The following is a 231-nucleotide window of genomic DNA, read 5'->3' on the forward strand; positions in this document are numbered from 1 at the left end:
GAACAACAGACCGCCCGCGACTGGTTCGAATCGCTCCGCACCCGCATCTGCACGGCGTTCGAGGCGATCGAGCGCGAGGCAGGTTCGGACGCCGCGTTCGACTATTTCACGTGGGACCGGGTCGACCCGTCGGGCGAGCCCGGCGGCGGCGGCGTGCGCGGCGTGATGAAGGGGCGCGTCTTCGAAAAGGTCGGCGTCAACGTCTCGACTGTCGGCGGCACGCTGGAAGGG

1 protein-coding gene is annotated in these 231 nt (G+C 69.3%); it reads left to right on the forward strand.

Annotated features, from left to right (window positions below; all coding sequences use genetic code 11):
• The coding region (locus AC0IW9_RS32180; RefSeq protein ID WP_471652332.1) for a coproporphyrinogen III oxidase at positions 1–231 on the forward strand (231 nt) is incomplete at both ends.

This window comes from Belnapia sp. AC561 (assembly GCF_979252845.1).